At 71.8% G+C, this 16,757-nt stretch carries 16 protein-coding genes; 5 read left to right on the top strand and 11 right to left on the bottom strand.

The genetic code is table 11. The features are described 5' to 3' along the window. Window positions 1-7: 7 nt before the first annotated feature. The 4 genes from O7635_RS11285 to O7635_RS11270 form a co-directional block, all read right to left on the bottom strand. Complete coding sequence (locus O7635_RS11285) at window positions 8-1,555, bottom strand: hypothetical protein (protein WP_278080360.1); 1,548 nt, start codon at window positions 1,553-1,555, stop codon at window positions 8-10. Between the two features lie 204 nt (window positions 1,556-1,759). Continuing rightward, entirely contained in the window at window positions 1,760-2,764 is a 1,005-nt protein-coding gene (locus O7635_RS11280; protein ID WP_278080359.1) for a glycine betaine ABC transporter substrate-binding protein, read from the bottom strand. Window positions 2,765-2,912: 148 nt separating this feature from the next. Then, complete coding sequence (locus tag O7635_RS11275; RefSeq protein ID WP_278080358.1) at window positions 2,913-3,641, bottom strand: ABC transporter permease; 729 nt, start codon at window positions 3,639-3,641, stop codon at window positions 2,913-2,915. Beyond that, window positions 3,638-4,324 (bottom strand): ABC transporter permease, encoded by a 687-nt coding sequence (locus O7635_RS11270; protein WP_278080357.1) that lies wholly within the window; start codon window positions 4,322-4,324, stop codon window positions 3,638-3,640. The genes O7635_RS11275 and O7635_RS11270 overlap by 4 nt, the downstream gene beginning before the upstream one ends. A 2-nt stretch (window positions 4,325-4,326) precedes the next feature. Here O7635_RS11270 and O7635_RS11265 point away from each other — a divergent pair, with 2 nt between their 5' ends. Continuing rightward, window positions 4,327-5,337 (top strand): ATP-binding cassette domain-containing protein, encoded by a 1,011-nt coding sequence (locus O7635_RS11265; RefSeq protein WP_278080356.1) that lies wholly within the window; start codon window positions 4,327-4,329, stop codon window positions 5,335-5,337. Between the two features lie 47 nt (window positions 5,338-5,384). Here O7635_RS11265 and O7635_RS11260 read toward each other — a convergent pair whose 3' ends face one another. The 7 genes from O7635_RS11260 to folP form a co-directional block, all read right to left on the bottom strand. Continuing rightward, on the bottom strand, window positions 5,385-5,879 hold the full coding sequence (locus O7635_RS11260; protein ID WP_278080355.1) for a hypothetical protein: 495 nt from the start codon (window positions 5,877-5,879) through the stop codon (window positions 5,385-5,387). Between the two features lie 72 nt (window positions 5,880-5,951). Continuing rightward, complete coding sequence (locus O7635_RS11255) at window positions 5,952-6,251, bottom strand: hypothetical protein (RefSeq protein WP_278080354.1); 300 nt, start codon at window positions 6,249-6,251, stop codon at window positions 5,952-5,954. Between the two features lie 22 nt (window positions 6,252-6,273). After that, window positions 6,274-7,551: an ABC transporter permease gene (locus tag O7635_RS11250; RefSeq protein ID WP_278080353.1), complete on the bottom strand. Its 1,278-nt coding sequence runs from the start codon at window positions 7,549-7,551 to the stop codon at window positions 6,274-6,276. Between the two features lie 85 nt (window positions 7,552-7,636). Beyond that, entirely contained in the window at window positions 7,637-8,164 is a 528-nt protein-coding gene (locus O7635_RS11245) for a DUF3180 domain-containing protein (protein WP_278080352.1), read from the bottom strand. After that, window positions 8,161-8,688, bottom strand: a complete 528-nt coding sequence (gene folK / locus O7635_RS11240) for a 2-amino-4-hydroxy-6-hydroxymethyldihydropteridine diphosphokinase (protein ID WP_278085445.1) — start codon at window positions 8,686-8,688, stop codon at window positions 8,161-8,163. The genes O7635_RS11245 and folK overlap by 4 nt, the downstream gene beginning before the upstream one ends. Then, complete coding sequence (gene folB / locus O7635_RS11235) at window positions 8,685-9,053, bottom strand: dihydroneopterin aldolase (RefSeq protein WP_278080351.1); 369 nt, start codon at window positions 9,051-9,053, stop codon at window positions 8,685-8,687. The genes folK and folB overlap by 4 nt, the downstream gene beginning before the upstream one ends. Further along, window positions 9,050-9,925, bottom strand: a complete 876-nt coding sequence (folP, locus tag O7635_RS11230) for a dihydropteroate synthase (RefSeq protein WP_278080350.1) — start codon at window positions 9,923-9,925, stop codon at window positions 9,050-9,052. The genes folB and folP overlap by 4 nt, the downstream gene beginning before the upstream one ends. Window positions 9,926-10,258: 333 nt before the next feature. Here folP and O7635_RS11225 point away from each other — a divergent pair, with 333 nt between their 5' ends. From O7635_RS11225 to O7635_RS11210, 4 genes are read left to right on the top strand one after another with little or no spacing between them, the layout of a single operon-like run. Next, on the top strand, window positions 10,259-10,576 hold the full coding sequence (locus O7635_RS11225; RefSeq protein ID WP_278080349.1) for a hypothetical protein: 318 nt from the start codon (window positions 10,259-10,261) through the stop codon (window positions 10,574-10,576). A gap of 15 nt (window positions 10,577-10,591) precedes the next feature. Then, complete coding sequence (locus O7635_RS11220) at window positions 10,592-10,954, top strand: hypothetical protein (protein ID WP_278080348.1); 363 nt, start codon at window positions 10,592-10,594, stop codon at window positions 10,952-10,954. A 43-nt stretch (window positions 10,955-10,997) separates the two neighbouring features. After that, window positions 10,998-14,837: an ATP-binding protein gene (locus tag O7635_RS11215; RefSeq protein ID WP_278080347.1), complete on the top strand. Its 3,840-nt coding sequence runs from the start codon at window positions 10,998-11,000 to the stop codon at window positions 14,835-14,837. Then, on the top strand, window positions 14,838-16,754 hold the full coding sequence (locus O7635_RS11210) for an MFS transporter (protein ID WP_278080346.1): 1,917 nt from the start codon (window positions 14,838-14,840) through the stop codon (window positions 16,752-16,754). It abuts the gene before it with no gap. Window positions 16,755-16,757 lie beyond the last annotated feature (3 nt).

Genomic DNA, 16,757 nt, shown 5'->3' with positions numbered 1-16,757 from the left:
CTTGCTCTCAGCGCCAGCGGTCGTCGCCGCCACGGTCGTCGTCGTAGGCGCCCCGGCCCCAGGACTCGTCGCGGTGGGCCTGCGGTAGCGCGCGGGCACCGCCGCTCCGGCGCCAGTCGTCGCCCGCGTCGTCCCGGGTGGCACCGTAGGTCGACCCGGTCCGGGAGCGGCTGTCCGACCAGGCGTCGGCGTACCACTGGTCCGGACCGGCGCCGCTGCCCGCTCGGTCTTCGTCGCGGCGGCTGGGTGAGCGGTCGTCGTCGTCCCGGCGGACGGCGGCCCAGCGGTCTTCGACGCGGTACTCGGTGCCCGACTCGTCGGCCCGCACGCTCGCCCGGCGCTCGCCCATGCGCAGCTCGCGGCCCTGGTCGTCGGCGCGCACGGAGGCCCAGCGGTCGCCGGCCCGCGCGGAGGACCACTGCGGGTCGAGGACCGGGTCGTCGCCGCGCTCGATCGCGGGCCGGTCGCCGCGCAGCTCGCGCAGCCGGCGGTCGGTGAAGGACTCCTCGCCGTCGCGGGGGTCCTGCCAGTCGGCGGCCTGGCCGCGGTAGGCGTCGTAGCCGGTCGGCTCCGCGTCGTCGTCGTCCCGGCTGCGCCGGCCGCGGTAGCCGGTGTCCTCGTCGGGTTCCCGGCGGCTGCCGTAGGAGCCGCCGCTGTAGGAGCCGCCACTGTAGGAGCCGCCGCCGTAGGTGCCGCCGCTGTAGTCGGCCGATCGGCGTCCGCCCTGGCGGTCGTCGTCGCCGTAGCGGTTGTCGTCCCGGTAGCGGCTGTCGTCGCGGTAGCGGTTGTCGTCGCCGTAGATGTCGCCGGTGCCGTAGCTGGTGCCGCCGCGACCATCGACCACGGTGTGCCGGGTGGTCACCTGGACGGTCTCGGTGTGCCGCACCACGCCGCTCGGCATCCGGCCCCGCGGCGTCCGCGCCGTGCCCGGCTGGCTCTCGCCTGATCCGCCGTAGGTGCGCCCGCCCGCCGCCATCGCCGGTTGCGCCGCGGAACGGTCGTCGTCGGCCGAGTCGCGCCCGTAGTCGGCCCGAGCGGCGCCGTACGTGGCGCCCTCGCCGCGTCCCGCGCCCACGCTCTCGCGCGCGGTGCTCTCGCGCGCGGCGCCATAGGTGACCGCGGCGCTGGCCGCGTCCCGCGACTGGGTCGGCACGCCGACCGACGGCGGCCGCGGTCCGGCCCGCTGCGCGTCGAGCTGGGCCCGCATGGCGTCGACGGTCTGCTGCAGGGCTTGAAGCTTCTCGCCGAGCTGCCGATGGGTGGCCCGCGCGGCGGTCTCGATGTCCCGCCGCACGTCGCCCTGCAACCCGTCGATCTCGTCGGCGACCATGTCCTCGAGCTCGCCCCGCAGGGCGTCGGAGTCGGACCGCAGACCGATCGAGAGTCCGATGAGGACCACCGCCAGGACGGCCAGCACAGCGGCGATCCGCAGCGGGCCGTTGCCGTCGGCGAGCAGCAGCAACAGCATGGCGATCGGGGCCAGCCCGATGCCGGCCCAGAACAACAACTTGAGCAACGGGCGGCCCCGCGGCTCCTCGTCGTCGGTCGTCGGCATGGGTCGGAAGCCTACCGAGAGTTCGGTAACAGCGAAATGGCCGGCACCCGCCACCCACTTGCCCGATGCCGGTCGAAACGGCGATCGGCTACGCCCAAACCCGCCCGACCCCGCCGAAACCGCTCGGCGCCGACCGCGCTGGTCGAGGCCGTGCTGCCGGTCCGGGGCCGGCACCAGAACGCGTGCCGGACCCGGAGCGAGCGGTCAGGTGGTTGCCAGGTCCCCGTCGGAGGAGAGGACGAGGCCGACGCTGATCGCACCCGTGCGCAGCGCGTTCTTGGTCTGCGGGCCGCCGGCGTCGAGCGAGCTGAACTTGCCGGCGTTGAAGTTGTAGGTGCTGACCAGGCCCGCCTGGCACTTGGGGCGCTGCGGGCACTCGGGCGGGCCGCCGAGGACGGTGGCTGAGCCCGAGCACTTCTCCGCGAGCTGCGACAGCGTGGTCACGCCGTATTTGTCGGAGAAGGCCTTGGTGACCGCGAACGCGTTCTGGTCCTGCGCCGCCGACGGCTCACCGAACGTGATGCCCACCTTCTCGCCCAGGGGGCGGAGCTGGCTCATCGTCTGGTTGATGTCGGGCGACGACAGCGCCGGGGCGTTGGCGCCGTTGACCTTGGTGTTGAGGAAGTCGAGCATGGTGGCCGCGTATTCGGGGACGACCTGGATGTCGCCCTTCTCCAGCGCCGGCTCGTAGAGCTCCCGGTTGCCGATCTGCTGGACGGTCACGTTGTAGCCGGCCGCGGTCAGCGTGATCTTGTAGAGCTCGCCGAGCGTCTGGTTCTCGCTGAAGTTGGCCGCACCGACGACGATGTCGCCGCCCGGACCGCGCTGGATGCCGGCGGTCAGGTTGTTGGCGGTCGCGAACTCCTGCGCCGCGACGGCCGGGGTCTTGCGCTCCACGTCGACCGCCCGGTTGAGCTGGATCAGCTTCTGGGTGTCGAGCGACTGGGCGACCTTGTTGGTGGCCGCGACGACCTGGGGGCTGGCCGCCTTGGTGTTGATGGCAGCGACCACGTTGTCGCTGTTCTGCAGGTTCTTGTCGTCTTGCAGGACGACGAGTTGGTCGCCGGCGACCGGGGCGCACCCCGCGCCCGCCGCGGCGGAAGCGGGCGCGTCGGTGCCGGACGATCCGGCCTCACCGCAACCCGCAAGAAGTCCAGCCACGAAGAGGACGCCTGCCGCCCCCGTCGCGAGCCGTGAAACAGCGCGCATGAAGCCCGCCTTCCGTGTCCCGGCGCGACCCGTCAGGGCCGGCCGCGTGTCCGACGGACGGAGGGACAATCTTCCCGTCCGCGAGTTCTCACCCAACATGTTGTCAGGAGGGTCCGACAAGAATCTGTGGTTGTTGTCATCACGATCGTTACGGGCGCGGCGCGGCTCCCGTCGCGATGGCCTCCTGGTCGGCCCGGCGGCGGGCCGGCTTCAGCGGCGCCGGCGTGACCAGCCGTTCGATCAGCGCCAGAATGCCTTCGACCAGCAACGCCAGCAGGGCGACCAGCACGCCGCCCGCGAGGATCTGCCCACCGGCCGCCGAGATGCCCAGCCCGAACCCTTCGGCGATGATCTGCCCGAGCCCACCGCCGTTGACGTACGAGGCCAGCGCCGCCGTCGCCACCACCTGCACCGCCGCCGTGCGGAAACCGGCCGCCAGGTAGGGCACCGCCAGCGGCAGCTCGACCCGGCGCAGCAGCTGCCAGCCGGACAACCCCATGCCCTTGGCCGCGTCCCGCGTCTCGGGGTCGACCTGCCTGATTCCCGTGTACGCGTTGGCGAGCAGTGGCGGGATCGCGAACACGGCGAGCGCCACGATGATCGGCGGTTGGCCGAACCCGAGCGCGGTCAGCGGCAGGATCGTCAGCAGCGCCACCGTCGGGATGGCCAGCGTGAGGTCGGAGACCAGCACGATGAGCCCGCCGCCGCGGCCAGCGTGGCCCAGCCACACGCCCAGTGGCCAGGCGACCACGCAGCCGATCGCGACCGCGGCCGCCGAGATGGTCAGGTGCTCGCCGAGCCGGTCGAGGATGCCGCCCGGGTTGGTCCAGTTGAGCGGGTCGTTGAGATAGATCCACGCCGAATGCACGATGTTCAACGGGCTCTCCTGGTCCAAGGGGTGAGCAGCCGGCCGGCGCCGATCAGCAACAGGTCGAGCACCAACGCCAGGAGTACGCACAGAATGGTGCCGGTGGTGATCTCGGCCTTGAAGAAGTTGTTGCGGAACCCGCCGAGGATCAGGTTGCCCAGGCCGCCCTTGCCGATCAGCGCGCCGACCGTGACCAACGCCACGGTCGACACCGTCGCCAGCCGCAGCCCGGTCATGATGCCCGGCAACGCGAGCGGCAGGTCGACGCGGAGCAACCGGCCCCACCGGCTGTAGCCCATGCCGAGCGCGGCGTCCTGCGCCTCCCGCGGCACCTGGGTGAGCCCGGCCAACGTGTTGCGGACGATCAACAGCAGCGCGTAGAGCACCAGGCCGATCAGCACCGACGTCGACTTCGTCGGCCCGACCGCCGGCGCGATGAACGCCAGCAGGGCCAGCGACGGGATCGTGTAGAGGACACCGGACAGCGCGAGGATCGGACCGCTGAGCCGGCGGAACCAGTACGCGGCCACGCCCATGGGGATCGCCACCACCGCGGCCACGGCCACGGCTTCGGCCGTCAACGTGACATGCTCGCCAAGAGCGTCAAGGATGGTGGTCGAGTTTGTCTGGATGTAGTCCCAGGAGAACCAGGGATTGGCGGCATCCTGATACGCCAGGTCGCGGAGGGACATAGGTGGACGCTACCCCGGAGGGCGGCACGCGCGCGCCGGCCGATCGCAAGGCCGCGCCGATCGAGCTCCGCTCGGTGCGCAAGCAGTACCCGGACGGCACCGTGGCCGTCGACAGCCTGGACCTGTCCATCAACGCCGGTGAGCTGGTCGTGCTGATCGGCCCGTCCGGCTGCGGCAAGTCGACCGTGCTGCGGATGATCAACCGGCTGATCGAGCCCACCGCGGGACAGATCCTCATCGACGGCGAAGACGTGACCCAAACGGACGCGGTGCGACTGCGCCGGCGGATCGGCTACGTCATCCAGAACGTCGGCCTATTTCCACATCAGACGATCCACACCAACGTGGGTACGGTGCCCCGCCTGCTCGGCTGGCCCAAGCAGCGCACCCGCGAGCGGGCCGACGAGCTGCTGGACCTGGTCGGCCTGGACCCGGCCCGCTACGGCCGTCGCTACCCGCACGAGCTCTCCGGCGGGCAGCGCCAGCGGGTCGGCTTCGCCCGTGCCCTGGCCGCCGACCCGGTCGTACTCCTGATGGACGAGCCCTTCTCCGCGGTCGACCCGATCGCCCGCACCGGGCTGCAGCGCGAGTTCCTGCGGCTGCAGGCGGAGGTGCGCAAGACGGTCGTGTTGGTCACCCACGACCTCGACGAGGCCGTGCGGATGGGTGACCGGATCGTCGTGCTCTCGCAGGGCGCCCACGTCGAGCAGTTCGGCACGCCGGCCCAGCTGCTGGGCGAGCCGGCGTCGCCGTTCGTGCGCGAGTTCGTCGGCAAGGACCGCGGCATCCGCCGCCTGGCGGTGCTCCCGGTCACCGAGGACATGCTGGTCCCGGCGGCTGACGTGACCCTGGACGGGCCCGTCCCGGCGGTCGAGGTGGGCACCTCGCTCTACGACGCGCTGGCCGCGATGCTGGTCACCAACAGCGACTACGCCGAGGTCAAGGACGGCGACCGCGTGCTGGGCCTGATCAGCCGGCACCGCATCCTGAGCATCGACTACCCGGCCGAATAAAGCCGCGGACCCGGCTGGGGGAAAGCCGGGTCCGCGACGGGTCAGGGTCAGCTGCGGGTGCCGCGCCAGGCGCCCAAGGTGACGATGCCGATGATCCAGCCGACGAAGAAGCCGTAGGTGGCGCCTTGGCCGGCGGCGCCGAACGCGCCCAGCAGGGTCGGGTTGCTGCGCACGAGCGCGGTGATCAGGCCGGCGAACGCGCCGGCGAAGACGAACGCACCCCAGCCGGCGAAGAGCTGGCTGAGCGTGCCGCGGGCCCGGGCGAGCTGGCTGCCGGGCAGGAGATATAGGAAGAGCGCCGTGAGTACCACGACGAGAATCGCGCGCAGGTCGTCGGCGAGCACGTCCTGGAGCGGGTCGTTGGAGTCGAACCGCCAGGCGGGATAGGCGAGCAGTCGCAGGAACCAGCCACCGGCCGTCTGGTCGGTGTGGTTCTCGCTCACCCAGTCGCGATACCAGGGGCTACCGAAGACCAGCACCAGGATCAGGGCAGCAACGGTGCCCGACCCGGTAGCGGTCTTGTATCGGTTGGTGAGAGCCATGGCGCCGGTATTTCCCGGCGGCATCCATCGACGAAACCTGGCGGACTTATCGCCGCCAATCGGCGCGATTCGCTATTTCGGTGCGTCGTGCTTGAGGAGATAGTCGATGAATTTCGCCCGTAGCAGGGGCTCCTCCTCGCCGAGGCCGCTCCCTTCGAACTCGCGGAACACCGCCACCGCGTCGTCGACGAACGAGGCAGTCTCGCTGAGGTCCCCGTCCAGGCCCGCGGCGTTCTCGCTGCCGGGCAGGTGGCGCAGCACCGACCAGAAGAAGCGCACGTCGAGGCGTTCCCGGGCGACATGGAACGCGCGCTCGCGCAGCTCCTCGGTGGACAGCGCGTCCAGCGCGGCGAACTCCGGCGACTCGGTCATGATCCGAGCCTAGCCCGCCGCGTCAGCGGTCGCCGTTCCACCGCTCGGTGTCCCAGGCGTCGGCCCGGCTCTCGGTCGGCTGGGCCGGCAGCGACGACCACGAGTCGGTGCGGTCGCCGAGCGTGTTGCCGCGTGGGGTGGCGGTCTGCCATTGCGTCTCGTCGGTGACCGCCGACTTGGGCCGGCCGAACGTCTCGACCAGCCGGGTCACCAGGAGCCCGAGCGCGATCGCGCCGGCGCCCAGCGCGGCCGGCGTGACCTCTTCCCAGCCCCGCACGGCAAGGTAGCGCTGGCCCACGACCAGCAGCGCGACGGCGAGCACCGTGCCGAAGATGCCGCCACGGCGGCCGTACGCGCTGGTCCCGCCGAGCAGCGCCGCACCGACCGCGAGGCCCGTCCACTCGAGCCCGCTGGCCGGCGCGACCGGCCCCTCGGCGGACGAGGCGAGCAGCACCCCGGCACCGGCCGCGAGCGGCATCGAGATGGCGATGGCACCGGCGGTGAGCAGGGCGGCGACCGAGCCACGGCGGCGGGCGGGATCGGCGACCGGGCGGAACCGGCCGACCGCGCGGCGGACCGACTTCACGGTGCCGAGCAGGCCGCCGAGCACCGCCACCACGGCAACACCGACGAACAGGTAGAGGGCGTGGTTGCTGGGGTCGTAGTCGCCCTGCACGTCGACCGGCAGCGGCCGGCGCTGGATGAACACCAGCGTGCCGAGCGCGGCCGCGAGGCTGGCGGCCCAGCCGGGCACGTGGAAGACCACCACGACGACGCCGACCACCACACCGAGCACCAGCGCCGCGACGGCGGCCTGGGCCAGCGTCGGCACCACGCCACGGTCGCCGTTCTCGGCGAAGTGCAATGCGGAGGCGACCGCGACCGGACCGAGGGCCAGGTTGACCGCGCCGGCCCGCAGGGTCAGCCCGGCGCCCATCGCGATCAGACCGAGCGCGGCGCCGGCGACGAGGAGTTGCTCCAGGGCATTGCCTCGTAACGCTCCGGAGTCGTCGCGGAGGAGCAGGTAGCCCACCGCGGCCACGCCGAGCAGGAGCAGGATCTCCCAGACGATATGGAAGGCCAGCCGGTCGCGGCCCGGCTCACCGTGCGCGGGGTCGTCGAACACGTCGTCGAGCGCGGCCGGCGACACGGCCTGCCGCTTGGTGTCGGTGGTCTCGCTCGCGCGCAGCTCACCGACGCCGAAGTCGCCGGGCGGGTAGTCGTCGCGGTAGTCGCCAGGACCGCCCGCGTCGGTGTTGTCGCCCACGCGTCGCCGGTAGATCGATTCGTCGTAGCCCATCAGGTGCGCCTTCCTACCATTCGCACGCACCCTAACCGCGCCGCCGCCCGGACGTCACCCCCTGTGCACAAGCCTGCCGCTGGCCCTAGAGATGTGTGGAGCGGGCGTCGTCGTCGCGGTTCTCGTCCTCGTCGCGCTGCTTCGGCACCCGGCACGCGCGCTCGAGCAGCAGCGCGGCGATGACGAGGATGACGGATCCGACCACACCGCCGATGGCGGCCGGCAGGTCGTGGCGGGCCGCGTCGGTGTGCTTGAAGATCAGGAAGATCAGCAGCCCCGCGAAGAAGCCGCCGAAGATCGAGCCGACCAGCGACGACGCCTTGGCCAGCACCGCGAACCGGGCCACCGCGAGCGGGTCGACCGGCGGCCGGCCGGGCTTGCGCTGTATCCGGGCGCGCGTGTTGAGCGCCAGGTAGCCCTCCAGCACGCCCAGGCCGGCCAGCACCGCGGTCGGCGACCACGGCAGGTCGGGCAGGCTCGCGTAGGTCATGCTGACCAGCAGCCAGGCCAGGGCGGCGGCCACCAGGGCGGCCAGCACCAGCGTCGCCGGCTGGGTCGGGCCCATCCGCGGCCGGTGCGGCCCGTGGCCGCGCGGGGGAGACTGCTGGCTCATCCCGCCGACTGTATCCGCAGTTCCGGGCGGGCACGCACCGCCGCGACGTCGTCAGCCGCCGGCCCGGACCAGAGCAGCTCCGCCACCCGGCCGTGTCCGGGCAGCTCGGCGTCGGGTTCGAGGTCGGCCCACGGGCGCAACACGAACGCCCGCAGGTGGGCCCGGGGGTGCGGCAGGGTGAGCACGGGGTCGTCGCTGGTCACGGGCCGGCCGTCGGGGGCCCACACGGCGATCACGTCGACGTCCAGCGTGCGGGGGCCGAACCGGCGCTCGGGGTCGCGTACCCGGCCTTCTGAGGCTTCGATGGCCTGGGCCCGGTCGAGCCAGTCGCGGGCCGTCGCCGCTTCGTCCCGGACGAGGGCCACCGCGTTGAAATAGCTCGGTTGGTCCGGATCGCCCCATGGTGGGGTCTCATAGACCAGCGAAACCGCTTCGAGTACGGGCGTCAGCGCGGCAACCGCGGCCCGCAGGTGGGCCAGCCGGTCACCGAGATTGCTGCCGAGCGACAGGACGGCCCGGGTCAGCTCTCCGCCCTCCCCCGGCGCATGCGGACCGAGACGTCGGCGAACTCGTGCGGGATCGGCGCGTGCGGCTTGTGCACGGTGACGGTGGCCGCGCGTACGCGCTGGTCGTCGAGGCAGACGTCGAGCAACCGGTCGGCGAGCGTCTCGATCAGGTCGACCGGCCGGCCCGTGATCACCTCGACCAGTCGGCCGGCCAGCACGCCGTAGTCGACCGTCTTGGTCAGGTCGTCGTCGCGGGCAGCCGCGCTCAGGTCGAGCTCGAGCTCCACGTCGACGAGGAAGTCCTGGCCCTCGGCGCGCTCGCTGGCCAGCACCCCGTGCCGCCCGCGGGCCCGCAGCCCCTTGAGGGTGATCCGGTCGTTCATTCCTTCTTCATTCCTCCGGCCAGCCGGGGGCGGCCACTGGCCTCCCACACGGCGATCGCGTCGACGGTCTCGCGGACGTCGTGCACGCGTACGCCCCACGCGCCCGCGGCGACCGCCAGCACGCTGGTCGCCACTGTCGCGGCGGTTCGCTGGTCGACCGGGCGGGGCGTGCCGTCGGGGTCGGCGAGCAGTCTGCCCAGGTAGGACTTGCGGCTGGCGGCGAAGAGCAACGGGTAGCCGAGCGCGATGAGCTCCGGCAGGCGCACGGTCAGCTCCCAGTTGTGCTCGGCCCGCTTGGCGAAGCCCAGGCCCGGGTCGACGACGATCCGGTCGGCGGCGACCCCGGCGGCCAGCGCCTCGTCGACCCGCTGGCGCAGCTCGTCGCGCACCTCGGCCACCACGTCGTGATAGGTCGCCAAGTCGGCCATCCGGCGCGAGTGCCCGCGCCAGTGCATCAGCACCCAGGGGCAGCCCGCATCGGCCACGACCTTGGCCATCGCCGGGTCGGCGAGCCCGCCGGAGACGTCGTTGACCACCGTGACGCCGGCTTCCAGGGCGGCCGCGGCGACGCTGGCGCGAGTGGTGTCGATGCTCATCGGCACGCCCCGGGCGGCCAGCTCGCGGATCACCGGCAGGACCCGGGCCGCCTCGGTCTCCGGATCGACCCGGTCGGCGCCCGGCCGGGTGGACTCGCCACCGACGTCGACCAGGTGGGCGCCCGCCTGGTGCATGGCGACGCCGTGCGCGACCGCGGCCGCGAGCCCGCCGCCCGCGTCGGTGGAGAAGTAGCGCCCGCCGTCCGAGAACGAGTCGGGCGTGACGTTGAGGACGCCCATCACCACCGGGTCGGGCGACCGCAGCAGATCGGCCACCCGTAGACCGTACCGAACGGGGCTCGTGGTCTTGATTTCGAACTCGTGTGCCACAGGAGTCACAGGGTTCGCGCCCGGCACGTGAAGGCGAATTCCACGTAGCTTGTTCGAAGGAGGACGCCGCCGTACGCTTTGCAATTGCTAATGATTCCGGCGCTGATACGGAGGAGACGGGCCGAAACCGGGACAAAACGCCCGAGCATGAGACACCGTTAGCGGTGAGCGCACAACACCCGGGCCAGCGGACACGGCGTACGACAAAACGTCACCCGAAGGCCTGACAATCGCAGTGCCGCGGCTCCGCCGGCCGTCGGCACCGGGGAGGTAGTTCCGATGATCGCCACTGAGCTCGTCCAGCAGGCGTGGGGCGCATACGCGCACGCCGCCTCGGGCGTGCTCACCCACGTCATCGCGGGTGAGGCAGACCCGAAGGGCATCGACACAGAGGGCATCGTCACCTTCTTCGCCGGCAAGGTCGCGCCGATCCTGCTGGCCGTGCTCGGCGTCATCTTCATCGGGCGTGCGAGCCGGGGTGAGATCTCGAAGGTCCTGACCAGCTCCGCCATCGCCATCGTGGGCCTCGTGTTCATCGCGGGCGCGGCCACGCTGTTCTTCGTCGGCGACTACCTGATCCAGCTGATCTTCGAATAGGCCGCGGAGCACGAGATGCGGCTGCGCACCGATGACGACATCTACCGGGCCCGCCTGGTCTACCTGGGCCCGCCCGGATACACGCTTCCGGTCCACCTGCCCTATGCGCAATACGGGCTGTTCATGCTTCTCGTGCCGCTCTACATGTTCATCCACTGGCTGTTCACGTTCGACGTCGAACTCTTCCCGGCCTGGGAGATCGCGCTCGCCATCGTGACGACCTCGTTCATCTTCCGCCACGTCGATCCCGACCGCCCGGCGCGCATGGTGATCCGCACCGCGCTGACCGACTGGCGCCGCACCCGCGAGCCCGCCGTCGAACAGCGTGACCCGCGACTGATCGCGACCAAGATCCGCATTCGCGAGGAGCTGGTATGACCCCTCGGATCGGTGCGTACGCGGAACGGAGCGAGGTTCTCGCATGAGTCGACCCGTCCCGCCGGAGTCCCGTCCGGCCGACGCGCAGTCCGGAGGCGGCGGTCACCGTCCGCGATCGAGCGGCTACCCTGCGACGGATCTTGACGAGGACCGCACCGACGACGAGCTCGTGACCACCCCCGGCCACGGCTCGGTGGCCGTGTTCCAGGCGCCGGGCCCGCCACGCTCCCGGCCGACCGACGAGCGCGGCCGCGGCGGCGTGCCCGCCGGGCGCCGGCCCACGCCGCCCGAGGCCGACATCGACTCGCCGTTCCTCGACCTGTTCGGCGGGACCGGCGCGCCGCCACCCCGGGCGGGTGAGACCGGCGAGGCCGGCGGCCGGCACGCGGCCGGCAACGGAAACGGCACCCACCCGACCGACGCCGACCCGCCGCGCTGGGGAGCGGGAGAACCCGCCTCCGGGCCTGGCCGCCCGGTCGGCGGTGAGCGGTCCGAGCCGCGGGTTCACGGTGCGGAGGCGACGCACCGTGGTGGTGCCGCCGATGCGCTCGCTGTGGACTACTCGGATCCGGGCTACGCCGATCCGGCCTTCGCCGACCCAGCTCTCGAGGACGGCGCGGATCCGGGCTTCCCGGATGCCACCTTCGGGGATCCTGCTTTCACAGACCCGGCTCTCCCGCATGGCGCCGATCCCGGCTACGACGGCGCTGGGCCACACGCCGCTGCAGGCGAGCCGGCGCGCGCCGGCGACGCCGACCTACGTCGCCGCGACGACCGTGTTCGGCCAGGTGACGCGGACTACCGCCGAGGCGATGAGGCGGGGCGCGGCGGTGACCGCCGTCGTGGCGGGGAGGCGGCGCGGGCCGGTGGGCCGGCGGTCGACCGGCAGCGGATCGTCAGCCGGGCCAACCGGGCGCCGGGCGACGCGCGCGTCGACAACCGGGCCGGGCGCCGTGGCGAGCCCGTGGCGCGCACCGACGCCTTCCTAGACCCCGGGCTCGATCTCCCGCCGGAGCCACGACCGGACGCCCGCCCCGAGCCGCGCCGCCGGCCCGAGCCGCCGGCGACCAGCCGGCTCGCGGCGCCCCAGCAGCAGCCGGCCCGGCCCCGCCGGCCGGCCATGGGCGCCGCGCCCGGCGTACCCCCGTTGCCGTCGGCGCCTGAGCGTGGCGCGGAGGTCGCGCCGCGGTCCGAGCGCGCCCCCGACCTGCCCGGCGGGCGCCTGCCGGCCGTGCGCGAGCCGGCCAAGCCGCCGCGCCGCAAGGGCAAGGAGCAGCGCGAGCCGGCGAAGAAGCCGGTGCAGGTCAAGGCGCCGCAGATCAAGTTCGGCGACCGCGACCCCGCCATTGGGCTGGCGATCACCGAGATCGCGGGCCACCTGACGTTCACGCCCAACACGGTGACGGCCTGGTACTGGCTGCCGGAGGTGCGCTGGGCATTCCGGCCCGACGCCGAGCGCGAGGCGCTGCTCTCGGCGATCTCGGAGCAATATGCCGGCCTCGCTGGTTTCCGGCTGCACCTGCGCCGCACGACCCGGCCGTTCCCGGCCGACGAGTGGGCCCGCACGGTCGACGCGCACACGCCTGCCCCGCTGGCCGGTGTGCCCGGCGCGACGTCGTGGTCCGACCACCTCGTCGCGGCGCAGCGGCACCTGCTGTCGGTCAACCACGCGGAGGGGCAGACGTACCTCGGCGTGACCTTCGCCCGGCGCTCGCTCGGCAACAGCCTGTCGGAGCGGGTGCTGCGCACGTTCGGCCGCGGGGTCGCCGAGGGTGAGCGGCGCAAGCTGGGTCGCACGGTGGAGCAGTTCGACGAGGTGCTCGGCGCGTTCGGCATGCGCGGTCGCCGGGTCACCCCGACCGAGCTGGAGTGGCTGCTCTACCGGTCGGTCGCGCTGTGCATGGCGCCGCCGAACACGCTCTCCCCCGTCACCAACGGCCAGTGGGAGCGCGGCGACCTGCTCGGGTTGACGGAGCAGATCGAGCGCTACCGCACGCCGTACGGGTCGACGGTCAAGCTCGTCAACCGGATGACCGGCGAGGAGCGGCACGTCGCGGTGCTGGCGGTCGGCCGGATGGAGCCGCTGGAGATCCCGGAGCGGCACGAGCCGTGGATGCACTTCCACGAGCGGCTGCCGTGGCCGATGGAGCTCTCGTCGCGCGTCGACGTGCTCGGCTCCGGTGACTCGTTCCGCAACCTCGAGCACCGGCTGCGGATGATCCGGTCGCAGCAGCTCGACTACGCCGAGCACGGCATCGACGCCCCGCCCGAGCTGGAGCGGCTGGCCAAGCGCGCGCTGGTGATCGGCGACGAGATGACCACCGGGCTGCCGGTCGAGTCGGCGCGCGCCCACGGCTGGCACCGGATCGCGGTCGGCGGCCGCACCCGAGACGAGTGCCTCGAGCGGGCGCGCCGGCTCATCCAGCTCTACTCACGCGAGCTGCGCATCTCGCTGCAGCACCCCAAGAACCAGGACTGGCTGGCGCGGGAGTTCATCCCGGGCGAGCCGATCGCCAACACCGGCTACATCCGCCGGATGCCGGTCAAGCTGCTGGCCGCGGCGCTGCCCCAGGCCGCCTCCACGGTCGGTGACCGGCGCGGCGACCTGATCGGCCGCACCGCCGGCACCTGCCGCCGCCCGGTCTTCCTGGACCTGCACTTCCCGATGGAGGTACGCGAGCGGTCCGGCCTGGCGGTCTTCGTCGCCGAGCCCGGCGGTGGCAAGTCGACGCTGCTGGGCGCGCTGGGCTACCTGGCCGCCCGGCGCGGCGTGCAGGTCACCCTGCTCGACCCGTCCGGCCCGCTGGCCCGGTTGTGCCAGATGCCGGAGCTGCGGCCGTTCTCCCGGGTGCTCAACCTGACGGGTTCGGAGGCCGGCACGCTGGCGCCGTACTCGCTGATCCCGACGCCGCTGCGCACGGAGTTCTCGCTGGGCGCGCCGGGCGACCGGGAGTACGAGATCGCCGTCTCCAACTCGCGGGCCGAGCGCCGGATGCTGGTGCAGGACATCTGCCAGATGCTGGTGCCGCCGCAGGTCGCGCGCCAGGCGTCCACCGCCACGCTGCTGCGCCACGCGGTGCGCCAGGTCCCGGCCGAGGAGACGTCCACTCTGGACGACGTCGTCGCGTGCCTCGCCGGCATGGACGACGACGACGGCAAGGAACTGGCCAACCTGCTGCTCGACACGGCCGAGATGCCGCTGGCGCTGCTGTTCTTCGGCCGCCCGCCGGAGCACCTGCTCGGCGCCGACGCGGCCCTCACGGTCATCACGATGGCCGGCCTCCGCCTGCCGGACCTCAAGATCGAGCGCGAGTACTGGTCGGCGGAGGAAGCCCTCGCGCTGCCGATGCTGCACACGGCCCACCGCCTGGCGGTGCGCCGCTGCTACGGCGGGTCGATGTCGTCGCGCAAACTGGTCGGCCTCGACGAGGCGCACTTCATGGAGGGCTGGCGCTCGGGCCGCTCGTTCCTGGTGCGCCTGGCCCGCGACTCCCGCAAGTGGAACCTGGCCGCCCTGGTGGCGTCGCAGAACCCCCGCGACATCCTCGGCCTGGACGTGCAAAACCTGGTGTCCACGGTCTTCGTCGGCCGCATAGCCGAAGACCAGGAAATCGCCTCGGAGGCGCTGCGCCTGCTCCGCGTCCCGGTCAACGACGGCTACGAGGCCACCTTGGCGTCGCTGTCCAACGTGGACACGTCGTCGGCCACCCGCCTAGGCTTCCGCGAGTTCGTCATGCGCGACGTCGACGGCCGGGTCCAGAAGATCAGAGTCGACGTCTCGTACGTGAACGGCCTGCTCGAGCACCTCGACACCACCCCGGCGGTAGCGGCCCAGACGCCGTCCATCCTCCCGCCGGGCACCCCCGCTGACCTGGAGGAGTAGATGGCTCGCGCGCGAGCACGGGTAGCCTCTCTGGTCCTCACCCTGCTGGTAGCGGCTGCCGCCACCATCAGCTGGCCGGCCCTAGGCGCCACCGCCGCCCCGGCGCCGACGCGGGCACCGGCGGACGTGTGCTCGATCGAACAATGGGAAGGAAACTTCGCCGCCTGCGTGGAGAAGCTTCCCGACGTAGTCGGCGACCGTGCCACCTGTCTCAAGGCACCGACCCCCAGCACCCCCGACGCCGGACTGGCTGGCTGGTTTGCGACCAAGCCGGAAGGTGCGCGAACGTCCGGCGTTACAGGAATGAACGGCAGATACGGATATGCGGGTTACAGCTACAATACGTATGACGTAGAGGGTGGTTGCGCGTCGAGCGTCTTGCACCCGGATTACCGCTTCCTGACCACGGTCGCAAACGGCGAATTCATGATTGCGACTGCGGTGGTGGGCGCATCCAACGCCGTTCGTGAGCGGGCATGGGATCCCCAGTCCATGTGGGGTTGGGCAGATCCTCTCGTCGATCAGGCCACGAAGGCGGTCTACACCAAGGTCTTCACTGCCTTCGGTGGCATCACGCTGGCGATCGTCGGGCTTTACCTGATTTGGCGTTCGCGTCAGTCCGACATGAGCAACGCCCTGACAACAACCGGCTGGGCTCTTCTCGTCATGGTCGCGGTTACGGCGTTGGCGGCCTGGCCTGTGAAGTCGGCGAACGTGGCCGACAGCACGCTGGTGAGCGCCCTGGGCGTGGTGCACGACGCCGTTGGACCACGGCCCAAAGACGGGCAATGCATCCTGGACGAACCACAGGCGTGCAAGGACAATCGCCCGCCAGCTGTTCGTGCCAGCGACACAGTCACTGAAACCATGCTCTATCGGAATTGGCTGCGCGGGATCCTCGGCTCCGCCGATAGCGACGTCGCCAAGAAATACGGCCTTGCTCTCTACGACGCGAAGTCTTTCACCTGGACCGAACTCCAGCAGATTCGCAGCAACCCGAACAGCCGAGAGGGGATCATCGCTCGCAAGAGCACGCAGTGGATCAAAGTCGCAGAGCAGATCAAGACCGAGGATCCGGAAGCCTACGAGTATCTCCAAGGCAGCCGGGACATGGAGAGGGTAGGCGCGGGCTTCATCGCCCTGCTGGCGGCCATACTGTTTGCGCTGTTCGACCTGACAGCTTCGCTGCTTGTCCTGCTCGGTTTCCTGATCTTCCGATGGGCCGTGATCGCGGCACCAATCCTCGGCACGATCGGGTTGATGCGTCCAGCGAGCGCCGGAATCCGTCGGCTCGCCAACGCAGTCGTGGCCGCCGTTTTCAACATCGCCATCTTCGGCACGGGAGCAGCGATCTACCTGTTCGCTGTGGACCTTGTCATGAACACCCCGACCCTCCCAGGGTGGCTGCAGGTCGTTCTGGTGTGGCTCACGGGAGTTGTTGGTTGGCTGCTGCTGCGTCCATACCGTCGGATCACGCAGCTCGGCGGGAAGGACAGCACATCGGCCATCACGTCGGCAGGCTCGTGGCACCGGCGGTTCTTCCGCGACATGCGCGAAGCAGCGAAGCTCGACGTCGCTGAGCCGGGCGGCACCGCCGAACCGCGTCTCGGCAAGGGACGTGGCGTCGTGGTCGAACAGACCACGCTCCGGCCCGAGGCACGGCTGGAGGACCCGAGCCACGCCGTTCCGAGTGGGGGCGAACGGAGCCGGCCGGAGGAGCACTCGGACTCGCCCACGCCCGCCACACCGCCGGCTCCGCAGCGTGCGCCGGCCAAATCGCCCGCGCGCCGCCAGCCGGCGCGATGGGTCGAGCCTGACGTCCCGGAGACCGCGCCCGCGAGCTACGCGATCTACCGGCCGGAGTCCACCAAGGACGTCCCCGCACCGCAGCCACGGATCCGGTCCGAGGCGAGGTGACCA

Origin of the sequence: Asanoa sp. WMMD1127, assembly GCF_029626225.1 — a bacterium.
Taxonomy (GTDB): Bacteria; Actinomycetota; Actinomycetes; order Mycobacteriales; family Micromonosporaceae; genus Asanoa.
This window is presented reverse-complemented; position numbering and strand designations above follow the sequence as displayed.